The sequence below is a fragment of the Myxococcus xanthus genome, from assembly GCF_013116825.1.
GTDB classification, from domain to species: domain Bacteria; phylum Myxococcota; class Myxococcia; order Myxococcales; family Myxococcaceae; genus Myxococcus; species Myxococcus xanthus_B.
The window spans coordinates 1-11884 of record NZ_JABFNS010000199.1; the positions used below are offsets into that span (position 1 = coordinate 1).

Sequence of the window (11884 nt, forward strand, 5' to 3'; positions counted from 1 at the left end):
GGGGTCATCTCGGGAATGGGCATGGCGTGACGTCCTCAGGCGGGCGTGGGGGCGGCGCAGAAGCGCTCGTAGTCGATGAGCTCCACCGTCGCTCCCGGCGCGCACACGGGACACTGCGTGTCCCGACGCAGCTTGAGCTCCTGGAAGCGGGTGCCCAGCGCGTCGAACGTGAGCAGCCGCCCCACCAGGGGTTCACCCTGGCCGAGGATGAGCTTGAGCGCCTCGGTGGCCTGGAGCAGACCGATGAGTCCGGGCAGCACGCCCAGGACGCCGGCTTCCGCGCATGAGGGCGCCAGCTCGGGCGGGGGCGGGGCAGGGTAGAGGCAGCGGTAGCAGGGGCCCTGGCCGGGGACGAAGGAGGTCACCTGGCCTTCGAAGCGGAAGATGGAGCCGTGGACGTTGGGCTTGCCGAGCATGACGCACGCGTCATTGAGCAGGTACCTCGTGGGGAAGTTGTCCCCGCCATCCAGCACCAGGTCGAAGCCCTCCAGAATCGTCAACACGTTGTGCGAGGTGAGGCGCTCCTCGAAGCCCACCACCTTCACGTCTGGATTGAGCGCCTCGATGGCGGCTCGGGCGCTGGCCACCTTGGGCTGGCCCTGGCGCTCGCGGGTGTGGATGACCTGCCGCTGGAGGTTGCTCAGGTCGACCACATCCGAGTCGACGATGCCCAGCGTCCCGACGCCCGCGGCCGCGAGGTACAGCGCTGCCGGCGAGCCCAGTCCGCCGGCGCCCAGCAGCAGGACGCGGGCTTGAAGCAGCTTGGCCTGGCCCGCCTCGCCTACCTCGGGGAGGCTCAGGTGGCGGCGGTAACGCTCCTTCTGCTCTGCGGTGAGGACGAAGGGCTTCTCCACCGGCAGGGCGGCGTCACTCCACCGGTTGTAGCCGCCGGCCAGGGATGACACACGCTCGTACCCCAGCTCCTTCAGCGTCTTGGCGGCCAGGGCGGAGCGGGTGCCCCCGGCGCAGTAGACGACCAGCTCCTCGTCCCGCTGGACCTGGCTTTCGATGCGCAGCTCCAGGTAACCCCTGGGAATATGGAGGGCGCCGGGCAGCCGGCCGCCGGCGTATTCGTCCGCCTCCCGGACGTCCAGCAGCCGCACGGAGGCCCGGGCGTCCAGCAGCCGCCTCACGTCGTCCACGGAGACCTCGCGAATCTCCTGTTTCACTCCGGCCAGCAGCGTCTGGAAGGTCCGAGCCATGTCGGATGCATATAACCCAGGGGCTGGGCCCATGGATTTTCCGGGCCCGGGCGTTATAAGTCCCCTAGAGGAGACATGGATATGGACAGCACCCCCACGACTTCCGCCGCCCCCGCCGCCTCGCCGGCTTCCCAGGCCACTCCGGTGGCCGTGCGCCTGACGGACGCCGCCATCCAGCAGGTGAAGAGCGTCATCAAGGCCCAAGGCTTCGAGGGCTACTTCTTCTCCATCCGCGTCGTGCCCGCTGGCTGCAGCGGCCTGGGCTATGACTTGAACCTGGTCAAGGAGTCCAAGGCCGGTGACACCGTCTGGGAGCAGGATGGCGTGAAGATCGCCTCCGACCCGATGAGCAGCCAGTACCTCGGGGGCACGGAGATTGACTACGTCTCCGCCATCACCGGTTCGGGCTTCAAGTTCAACAACCCGAACGCGAAGTCCTCCTGCGGCTGCGGCACGTCGTTCACGACCTGAGCCGCGCCGCCGCGGTATCGCCCGTGACGCGGGCGGGAAGGCCGGGCCGGGGCGGATGCCTCGCCCGGCCTTCGTGCGTCAGGCGCCCGCGATGGGCGTCATCACCTTCAACCAGGACTGGTTCTCTTTCTGCCGGGCCAGACGCAGCGTCCGGCGTGTCTGGGCCTCCTGGAAGGCCATGCGGTCCGCGTCCGTCTCCATCAGCAGGGGCGGCACCGGCACGCGCTTGCCGTCCTTGTCGATGGCCACGAAGGTCAGCAGCGCGCTGGTGGTGAGGTGACGCTCGCCGGTGAGCGGGTTCTCCGCGTGCACCGTGACGCCCACCTCCATGGAGGTGCGGAAGGCGGCCAGCACCCGGCCGTGCAGCAGCGCGACCCAGCCCACCTTGATGGGGGCGTGGAAGTGCAAATCATCCATGGACGCCGTCACCACGACCTGCCGGCAGTGGCGCTGCGCGGCCACGGCCCCGCAGATGTCAATCCACTGCATCACCTTGCCGCCGAAGGCAGCATCCAGGTTGTTGGCGTCCGGAGGCAGGATGAGCTGGGTCATCACCACCTCCGTGTCCTTCGGATTCTTCGCGCTCAGGTCGGTCATCTCGCACCTTGGGTTGTCGGACGGAGCCTGCGGCGGGGCCGCGCCGGTTCATCCGGTGGATATCCCAAGCTCTAACGCGATGTGCCAGACAAAGTCCGCGCAGGTGGCAAGCGCGGGAGCGGCGCTCAGGCCAGGAAGGTGGAGACGCTGTCGAGGAACTCCTCGCGCCCCCGTCCCCGCCGGATGTCCTGCTTCGACACGTCCATGGTGAGGCAGTCCACGCCGTACTTCTCCTGCAGCACCAGCGGGAAGCTGGCGTAGTAGCCGTTGAGGCCCCGAAGGAACTGGTGGCGGATGCCCTTCTCCTCCTCGCGTCCCCGGGTGCGGATGCGCTGGAGGAGCACCTCCACGCTGCCGACCTCGAAGCAGATGACCTTGTCGGGCCGGATGATGTGGCGCGACAGCCGCTGGAAGTACTCGTAGTACAAGTCCAACTCCGCGTTCGTCAGGTGCCCCAGGCCGTGGAGGTACTTGGCGAAGATCTCCGGGTCCTCGTACAGGGTGCGGTCCTGCACGCAGCTGCGGCGGTACGAATGGATGAGCTCGTGGTGTTCGACGCGCCGGATGAGGAACTCGAGCTGGAGCGTGAAGGACCAGCGCGACATGTCCGCGTAGTAGTCACGCAGGAATCGGTTGTCGATGACGGGCTCGTCGAACAGCTCGTAGCCGAAGGCCTGGCTGATCATCTTCGCCGCCGTCGTCTTGCCCGCGCCGATGTTGCCCGCCAGCGCCACGAAGCGCCGCGCCTTGGGCACCTTGACGCGCATCGTGTTGCGGGAACGCGGCGTGGCCGCGGGGGCCTCTTCCTGGGCGGGGGCGGCCTGGGCGGGCTTCGAGCGCGTGCGAGCGGTGGTGCGAGGCATGAATCCGGGGCTTATCCCGGCTTCGAGGGGGCGTCCATGATCTGCCTCAGGACGTCCGGCCGGTCGGTCATGATGCCGCCGACGCCTTCCTCCAGGAGCTGGCGCATCTCCTCCGGGTCGTCCACCGTCCAGACGTTGACCCACTTGCCCCGGGCCGCGCACTGCTGGAGGAAGTCCGTGTCCACCAGCCGGACCTCTCCGAAGTAGAGCGGCATGTCGAGCACGGTGTAGCGCGGGTCCTCCGGCGGCGTGTCCCCGCCACGCAGGGCGATGACGAAGGCGGCGAGTGCATCGCGGGGATAGAAGTGGCAGGCGGAAGGGAGCCGCTCCGCCAGCCGCTCGGCCACGGTGTCCAGCTCGCTGCCCATGCACACCCGCTCCAGGGCGCCCTCCTCTTGAAGCACCTGGGCGAAGGTGTCCTCGATGCCGGGGACATCCGGCTTGAGCTCCACGTTGAGGCGCAGGTTGGGGAAGGCGCGCAGCAGTTCGCGGAAGCTGGGGATGCGCACGCCCTGGCCCCGGAACGGGAAGGTGCGGCCTTCATCGGGCGTGAAGTGGAAGCCCGCGTCCAGCCGCTGGAGTTCGGCCAGTGTGAGCGCGGCCAGCGGGCCCGTGCCGTCCGTGCAGCGCTCCAGCGTGGCGTCATGGGCAACGACGAGCTCCCCGTCCCGGGTGAGGTGGAGGTCGAGCTCCAGCATGTCCGTGCGATAGCGCTCCACGGCCTGACGGAAGGCCGCCAGCGTGTTCTCCGGCGCCACGGCCGCGCCTCCACGGTGGGCGATGTGCAGCGTGGGCCGCAGGCCGCGGAGGAAGGGGAGGGGAGAGGATGCCATGCCGCCAGTGTAGCGACTGGCGGCGTGGGGCTGGCTAGCGGTTGAAGCGGTAGACGAAGATTCGTGCAGGGGCGCCGCCAGGGCTGGCGTCCCATGCCACCCAGGGGGTGCCGTCCGTATCCAACTGGAGCGACACCGTGGCGGCGCCGTTGGACTCCGGAATCGCGCTGGGCGCAGTGCCGAGCGGCAGCCAGGCGTCGCCGGTCCACGTCCGGACGTGCACGCGTCTGGCGGTACCTTCTTCTTCAATCCAGGCGATGACCGGCCTTCCCTCGCTGTCCAATGCGAGCGCGGGGCTGTCCGCGGGGGTGTTGCCGGGAGCTGCGCTGAGAGGGCCGCCCAGTGCCTTCCATTGGCGGTCTTCCCACTGACGCACGTAGATGTCCGTCGCCGTTGTGCCAGAGCCGCTGGGGTTGGATTCCTTCCAGGCGAGGACTGGCACGTCCGCGGCCGATACCTTCAAGACGGGCTGAGACGCGAAGGTGCCACCCGAGTGGTGCCTGATGGCTCCGCCCAACGCGTTCCAGCCTACGGCCGTGCGTTGCTTGACGAAGATGCGCGCGTCCTGGGGCGGCGTACCTCCATCTGGAATGACTTCAGCCCAGGCGACGACCGGGAGCCGCGAGCTGTTCAACGACAGGGCGGGGGTGGAGACGATTCCGCACTGTTCTGGCGCTCCGCGAGACGGGCTGTCGACTTGAAGCCAGTTTCCGTCGCTCTGTGTCTGGACGGCGAGATGGACATCACCCTGGCAGCCGAATCCCGAGTAGGCGCCAGTCGCGTGCGCGAGAAAGGGTGTCCCCGTCGTGTCGAGCGCGAAGGAGGGGGCTTCGCGCTGCACGGGCCAGTTCGTAGGCCACGCCGTGTCCCAGTCATTGCCGGTCAGTGCAAAACGTTCCCATTCGGCGCCCGCCCAGCGATGGATGGCCGTTTCGGCCACGTCGACAAGGTTGAGTTCTTCGTCCTCTCGTTTGAAAAAGTGGGAGAAGGCAACGACCGGTTCGCCGTCGTTGCTGAAGTGGAGGTCGGCGGTGGTGCTGGCGGGCTTCAGGACGGAGCCCAGTCGCTCCCAGGTCTGCCCCGTCCAGCGACGTACCCCCACGCCGTTGTCGACCTGGAACGCAACGACCGCGGCTTGCGGAGCGTGCTCCCTCAGCGCGAGCCGTGACAGGGTCGCAGCACCTTCTTCGATGACGAGCCCATCGCGGGGACCGACCGGGAGCCACGCAGGGACGTTCCAGGACCAACTCACCAAAGGCTCTGCTACTGGGTTCCCCGCAAGGTCCCGGACACCGGCGAGTTTCACCTCCACATCTCGGGGCAGCGGAAGCTCGACGCCGGCTTGAATCTCCAGGGTCCGCTGGGATTCGGAGAGGCTCAGTGTCCTGGCGACGCTTTCACCGTTGACGAGGAGTTCGACGCTCAATGCGGCGAGACTGTCTGGATGGAGCGCTTCGGAGAACTCGACCCGGATGGGGTGGGATGCGCTGACGTCCGCTTCCCCGTCGGCCGGCGCTCTCAGGGCGATGGTAGGCGGTGTCCGGTCGATGGTGACGACGAGCGGCTCGCTCTGCCACGTCGCGTTCTGGAGCCTGACACGGGCAGTCAAGGAGTGTTGCCCTTCCGTGTGCGCCGAGGTGTCCCATGCGAATTCGGTTGGCGCCGTGACGTTCCCAAGGGGCGCGCCATCGAGCAGGAGCTCGACGTCGTCGGGCGACTCGCCGTTGGTTTTGACGTGGACGGTGACCGTGCCGCGAACGTGGGTCGCGCCCCCGGCGAGTTGGAGCCTGACAGAGGGCGTCCCGCTGTCCGGGAGTTCCGGTGGCTCGGCGACGTCGGGGACATTGATGCAGGCCGTCAGGACGCCGAAGCCAAGCAGGGCGGTGAGACACTTTTTGGAGGTCATGAAGTGAACGAGTGCAGGACGCATTCCATGGTGGCATGCCGCGTGTGGCGCAAACCAGGCCACGGGGCGAGGGTCGCGGTGTTCCCATCGCCGGACGGGAATCCGGCTACATGGACCCCCAGCCCGCGATGAGCGCTGACGTGAGCGCCACTCGCTGGCGCGCGAACACGCACGGTGCGTGACGGTAGTCTGGACTTCACGACAGACACGCGGTCACAGGAATCGTTCACTCGGTGCAATAGGGAGGGTCGCGATTTCACCAGACTGACACCTCCGACAAGGAGGCTTCCTTGCCGCCCCCCTTGAGGCACCGGTATAAGGCGCCAACCCCTGGCCGACAGGCGTCGGTGTTCACGAACCGCGGCGCCGTAACGAATGGAGATTCTCGAAATGCAACTGCGCAAGACGCTAGGCGCGGCGGCGCTGGTGACCGCGGCGACGATGGCATCCATGGCTGGCTGTTCTGGCCGTGACGACGATACGGATCCGCTGCCGGACGCTGGCTGCCTTGGCACCTGTAGCCCGGACTCCGGGACCGGCGACGCGGGCACGGGGGACGCGGGCACGGGTGACGCGGGCACGGGTGACGCGGGCATTCAGACGGTGACCATCCGCGAGGCGCGCCTTCTGGGCGACCGTCCTCAGATCATCCTGGAGGGCGTCGTCGTCACGACGGTGGTCTACGTCTCTTCGAAGGACACGGGCATTTCGGCGGACTTCTGGGTGGCTGATCCGAACAACGCTCAGGACGGCATCTTCGTCCAGAAGTACCGGACGGATCCGCCGACCACGTACGTGCCTGCGAGGGGCGACATCCTGACCATCCAGGGCTACGTCCAGAACAACAGTCGCTTCCGGGACCGCGAGGGCTACCGCAAGGTCCTGAAGAATAACTTCGACTTCCGCGGCGCAGGCGAAGCCACCCCGATGGTCATCACCAAGACGGGCACGATGACACCGCCCAACGACATCGCGGTCAGCATCGACAACGGCTTCGGTAACGCGGATGGTGGCGTCGGCCGGCCCAATCTGGAGCACCTGGGCGCTCGTGTCCACATCCAGGGGCCGCTGACTCTGACTGACGCCAATCCCATGGCCATGAAGCGGCTCGCCACTCCCGATGGTGGCGAAGACACCATGCACTTCGGCTTCGAGGTCTCCGGCGGCGTGCTCGTGAACAACCTCACCACCTTCGGTACGACGACCGATGGTGGCGCGCCGCGCTGCGACTACCGCGACATGGTGAACGACGGTGGCTCCGTGACCTTCCCGGATGGCATCCGCGGCGTGTGGGACACCTTCACCCACGCGCCCTGCATGGACGGTGGCACCAGCACGTTCAGCTGCTTCAATGACGCGGGCGTGATCCCCGGCACGACGAACACGTGGACGACGGTGCTCTACCCCGAGGGTTGTGACGACCTGCAGGGTGTGGTTACCCAGCCCGAGACGCTTCGTCCGGCCGCCCCCGGCGCCCAGACGGAGTAAGGGCCTGCGACGAGGGTGTGTTCCTCGTCGGTTGAATCGGCCGCCCCTCGCCCACTCGGGGAGGGGCGGCTTCTTTTTGGGTCCGGAAGGCGGGGTGGGTGTCCGGAACCCACCGAAGCGGGCCCCTGGCTCCCAGGAGCCGGTGATTGTGGGTAAGCTCCGGAAAAGTCCAGTCCATTCACCTTCTGACAGACGGCCTTTCTTCGTGAGCTCGCCCCAGACGGCCATTCCGTTCGGTAACTACCTGCTGATCAAGCGGCTCGCCGTGGGAGGCATGGCGGAGCTGTTCCTGTCCCAGCGGCCGCCGGACCCCGAGCTGGTCGTGCTCAAGCGCATCCTCCCGTACCTCTCGGAGGAGCCCGAGTTCGTCCAGATGTTCCTGGACGAGGCGCGCATCGCCGCGCAGCTCCACCACCCCAACATCGTGCAGGTGCATGAGCTGGGGAAGGAGGGCGACAACATCTTCATCGCCATGGAGTACGTGGAGGGCGTGGACCTGCGGCGCGTCATGGCCGAGGAGTCCAAGTTCGGCGCCACGGTGCCCTATGGCGTGGCCGCGCGCATCTGCGCGCAGGTGGCCGCCGGCCTGGACTACGCGCACCACAGCCGCGGCGTGGATGGGCGGCCGCTGGAGTTGATCCACCGCGACGTCAGCCCGCAGAACGTGATGATCGGCTACGACGGGCGCGTCAAGCTGGTCGACTTCGGCATCGCCAAGGCGGGCGCGTTCATGGAACGCAGCAAGCCGGGCGTCATCAAGGGCAAGTTCCTCTATCTGGCGCCGGAGCAGGTGTCGCAGGAGCGGCTGGACCACCGCGCGGACATCTTCGCGCTGGGCACCATGCTGTACGAAATCACCACCGGCCGGCAGCCCTTCGCCAAGCCGACGACGGAGGGCATCCTCTACGCCATCCGCTACGAGGACCCGTCGCCGCCGCACCTCATTCGCGACGATTACCCGCCAGCGCTCTCGCGCATCGTCATGCGCTGCCTCACCAAGGACCGCGCCTTGCGCTACCAGCGCGCGTCGGAGGTGCACGACGCGCTGGAGGTCTTCCTCGCCTCCGGCACCCTTCGCCAGAGCCTGGACGTGTCGGAGTACATTGGCCGGCTGCTGGGCGAGGAGGAGGAGCGCACCATCCTCCACATCCCCGAGGCCAAGGGCCTCGGCCGGCGTGAAGCCACCGTGCCACTGCAGGGCGCGCGGCTCTCCCAGGACGCCGAGCCGCCGCGGCGCCCGCCCGCGCTGGAGTCCACCGCCCCCACGCTGTCCTCGACCACGCCCGAGTCCGAGCTGGCCTCGGTGCCCAGCGCGCAGCTCACTCCTGGGCTCACCGCTCGGCCCACGCCTCGCCGCGCCTCCAGGGACTCGGTGCCGGTGTCCTTCTCAGGCGACGAGCCTGAGCCCGCCACGCTGATGGCGCGCCCGCGCGACCTGCCCGCGCTCCAGGCGGAGGATGACGAGGATTCGGAGATGTCCACCGCCGTCGCCACCTCGCCCGTGGGGTACCGGGCCACGGCGCCGGTAATGGATGACCTGGACAGCGGCGACGGAGAGTCCACCGTGCCGCAGCGGAGTCGGCCCAGGGACATTTCATTCCGTCCTGCCTCGACACCGCCGGCGCCGGTTCGCCGCTCCTCGCCGCACATGGCGCCGCCTCCCGCGCGCGTGGCGGAGCCGTCCCGCACGCGTCGCCCCGGCCCGTCGTCTCCCTCCCACGTGGCGGCCTCGCGCCGGCCCCCTCCGCCGGAGGAGGACGCAGTTCCTTCCGGGTCCAGCGCGCCGGTGTCTCCGCGTCGCGCATTCTCGCTGGACCTCGAGCTCTCCCAGTCCGTCTCCCTGACTCCCGCCACGGTGAATCAGCGGCCGCCGCCACCACGGAGCCCGCCGTCGTCCCGAGGCGCCCGGCACAAGGAGGAGGATGACGAGGACTTCCTCCAGGCCGACCTGCGCCAGTCCTCGCTGGAGTACACCGACCCTCGGCCCACGCTCCGGGATGATCCGGACGATGACGAGTCCACCATGGGCTATGGCGGGGACTCGGGCGAGTTCACCGCCGACACGCAGGCCGTGCCGCCCAAGCGCCAGCGCCCGGTGGTGCTGGTGGTGGTGTGCGTCGTGGGGCTCCTCGCCCTGGGCATGGGCCTGACGTGGTGGTTCTGGGGCGGCGCGCACGGCGCATCGGCGAGGCCGCCTCAGGACTTGTCGGTCGGCGCGCTGGACCCGCGGGGAACGGCATCACCCGTGGTCCGGCCCGCCACGGGCCAGGCGCTGCCTGCCGCCACTCTCACGAACGCGCCCCCCGCGGCGCAAGACGAAGGACGCCCGGAAGCGACGGCGCTGGCTGAACCGGCGAAGCCTCCGGAGCCGCGGGCACCAGAGCCCCCTGAGGCCAACGCGGACGTGCCGCCCGCGACCACCGCCGAAGTCTCTCGGGTGAGCGTCCGCTTCGATGCTCCCGCCCGTACGGTGCTGCGGCGTGAGGGGGGCGAGCGCCTCCCCATCAACACCCTGGTCGCGCTGCCCGCAGGCCCCATCCGGGTGAGCTACCAGTGCCCGGGGCGTCGGCAGCCGAAGGGTACAAAGCCCTACCTCATAGAGCCTGCGAGCGAGGGTCCGCTCGTCCTGCAGGTTCCATGCAAGAAGCGACGCCAGTGACATCGGGCGTTTGAGGGGTATGCGGCATCCTGCCCCAGCGGCGGACAAGTGGGCCCTGGTGGGCTTGAGTGGCCTTAAGTCGTTGGAATTCCTGGGTTTTCGCCTTCCCGAGCGCGTTTACACATGTCAGACGGGTCCGTAGAATCCGGAACCCTTATGGCGCGCCCGAAGAGTCAGAAAAACGTAATCAGGAAGCGGAGTTACACGGCCGGCCGGGTGGCCCGGCAGGTTCCCCTCGTCCCCGAGCCCAACAGGCTCTTGAAGGTCTGGCGTCGCGTACTCGAACGCCGGCTGCGCACGCGCCTGCGCGCGAAGGTGGCGTTGGAGATTCACGACAACACGCACACCATGCTGACGTTCCAACGCCAGCGGGCCATGTGGCGACTTCGGCTGCACCACATGTTCCTGGTCGCTCCGGACGACGTGGTGCAGGCGCTCGCCAGCTTCGTGCGCAAGGGTGACCCGGACGCCAGCGTGCTGCTGGACAAGTTCATCGAGCGCAACCGCGTCTACATCCGACGCCTGTCTCCGGCGCAGATGCGCAAGCGCATCCGGCTGGAGCCCGTGGGGCAGCACCACGATTTGGAGCGCATCTACGCCCGGCTGAACGAGCGCTACTTCGAGGGCCGCATCGACGCGGCCATCACCTACGGCCCGGCGCCGCGGGTGAAGGGGCCTCGCAAGAGCATCAAGATGGGCTCCTACTCCGCGGACTCGAAGGTCATCCGCATCCACCCGGCGTTGGACCAGCCGGTGGTGCCCCGCTACTTCGTGGAGTGGATTGTCTTCCACGAGATGCTCCACCACGTGTACCGGACGCGGAAGGGCGACGACGGGCGGCGCTGCATCCACCCTCCCGAGCTGATGGAGCACGAGAAGCAGTTCCACGACTACGCCCGCGCCCTCGCGTGGGAGCGGGAGAACCTGGACCTGCTCCTGCGCGCCCGCGTGACGCCGGCCTGAGTGGCCGTGCGTGGGGCCCCTGTGCTCAGGGGATGATGAGCCCGCCGGGGCTGCGCCGCTCCAGCGTGGGGGCCGGCGCGGCCTCCGCGGGGCCGGTGTCCGCGCCGGGCCGTGCACCGGCCCGCGCCCCGGCGGCGGCCACCAGGGCCAGCACCTTCTCGAAGAGCCGCTCGGCGAAGCGGGAGAAGGGCTCCTGGGCCCCATGGAAGAGCCGGCGGGCCTCGGCCCGGGCGATGTCCGCCTCGCGTGGGCGGCTGCTCCGCTCGAAGTAGTCCGCCATCCGCCACAGCCGCAGCGCGTAGCGCTGGCGCACCTCGGGGGTGAAGAAGTCCCGGGCCACGCCGAGCACCGCCGCCTGGAGCTGCTCCTGGCGCTGCACGTCGCTCAGCGACAGGGGGCTGTGCACCACTTCGTCCATCTTCTGCACCAGGGCCCGTACGTCGGGCTCCGGAGGCAGCCACGAAGCCAGCTCCACGGTGTCGTGGAGGACGTCGGCTTCCTGCGCGCGGCGGAGGTCCTCGGGCTCGGGCGGAGGCAACGCCGTGGGCGACTGCTGCGGCTGGACACCAAAGTGGCGCAGCACCACGTCCAGTCCTTCGGGGAAGGGCGTGCGGGTGCGCAGGTTGGCGCCGGCGGCCTCGGCCAGCAGCGCCGCGGCTTCCTCGGGCGGCAGTTCCACGATGCCGCCGTGGGCCAGCCCGTCCTTCACCAGCTTCCGCCAGGTGGCGCGATTCCTGTCGCCCAACTGGAGCGCCACCACGCCGCGCTCGTCGGACAGTTGCATCTGCGCCACCTCCACGCCCGCGCCGCGCAGCACCCGTGCCAGCACGAGCGCTCGCTCGCCGTCTCCGGTGACGGCGCTGGCGAGCGCGTTGAGGGCCTCGGGGGCGGCGGCGGGGGGC

10 protein-coding genes are annotated in these 11884 nt (G+C 68.9%); 4 read left to right on the forward strand and 6 right to left on the reverse strand.

Annotation, left to right across the window (positions count from 1 at the left end; all coding sequences use genetic code 11):
* Positions 1–35 precede the first annotated feature (35 nt).
* Positions 36–1202 (reverse strand): molybdopterin-synthase adenylyltransferase MoeB, encoded by a 1167-nt coding sequence (moeB, locus tag HNV26_RS34880; protein ID WP_171440652.1) that lies wholly within the window; start codon positions 1200–1202, stop codon positions 36–38.
* Between the two features lie 81 nt (positions 1203–1283).
* On the opposite strand from moeB, the gene HNV26_RS34885 reads away from it, so the two are divergent.
* The gene (locus HNV26_RS34885; protein ID WP_090489251.1) at positions 1284–1673 is read left to right on the forward strand and encodes a HesB/IscA family protein; all 390 of its coding nucleotides are present in this window, start codon (positions 1284–1286) and stop codon (positions 1671–1673) included.
* Between the two features lie 78 nt (positions 1674–1751).
* On the opposite strand, the gene HNV26_RS34890 is transcribed toward HNV26_RS34885, so the two are convergent.
* The 4 genes from HNV26_RS34890 to HNV26_RS34905 all read right to left on the reverse strand — a co-directional run bounded on the left by HNV26_RS34890 (position 1752) and on the right by HNV26_RS34905 (position 5896).
* Positions 1752–2270, reverse strand: coding sequence for an acyl-CoA thioesterase (locus tag HNV26_RS34890; RefSeq protein ID WP_140861915.1), 519 nt, complete (start codon positions 2268–2270; stop codon positions 1752–1754).
* A 125-nt stretch (positions 2271–2395) separates the two neighbouring features.
* The gene (locus HNV26_RS34895) at positions 2396–3133 is read right to left on the reverse strand and encodes a deoxynucleoside kinase (protein ID WP_140861916.1); all 738 of its coding nucleotides are present in this window, start codon (positions 3131–3133) and stop codon (positions 2396–2398) included.
* Positions 3134–3144: 11 nt separating this feature from the next.
* On the reverse strand, positions 3145–3966 hold the full coding sequence (locus HNV26_RS34900; protein ID WP_171440651.1) for a glycerophosphodiester phosphodiesterase family protein: 822 nt from the start codon (positions 3964–3966) through the stop codon (positions 3145–3147).
* Positions 3967–4000: 34 nt separating this feature from the next.
* Entirely contained in the window at positions 4001–5896 is a 1896-nt protein-coding gene (locus HNV26_RS34905) for an Ig-like domain-containing protein (RefSeq protein ID WP_253817333.1), read from the reverse strand.
* Between the two features lie 366 nt (positions 5897–6262).
* On the opposite strand from HNV26_RS34905, the gene HNV26_RS34910 reads away from it, so the two are divergent.
* From HNV26_RS34910 to HNV26_RS34920, 3 genes are all read left to right on the forward strand, one after another.
* Complete coding sequence (locus HNV26_RS34910) at positions 6263–7360, forward strand: hypothetical protein (protein ID WP_253817334.1); 1098 nt, start codon at positions 6263–6265, stop codon at positions 7358–7360.
* 205 nt (positions 7361–7565) lie between these two features.
* Positions 7566–10019 (forward strand): serine/threonine-protein kinase, encoded by a 2454-nt coding sequence (locus HNV26_RS34915; protein ID WP_171440649.1) that lies wholly within the window; start codon positions 7566–7568, stop codon positions 10017–10019.
* 216 nt (positions 10020–10235) lie between these two features.
* On the forward strand, positions 10236–10982 hold the full coding sequence (locus HNV26_RS34920; RefSeq protein ID WP_090489233.1) for a hypothetical protein: 747 nt from the start codon (positions 10236–10238) through the stop codon (positions 10980–10982).
* 25 nt (positions 10983–11007) lie between these two features.
* Here HNV26_RS34920 and HNV26_RS34925 read toward each other — a convergent pair.
* Positions 11008–11884, reverse strand: an 877-nt coding sequence (locus HNV26_RS34925) for a hypothetical protein (protein ID WP_171452974.1), incomplete at its 5' end; no start/stop codon positions are given.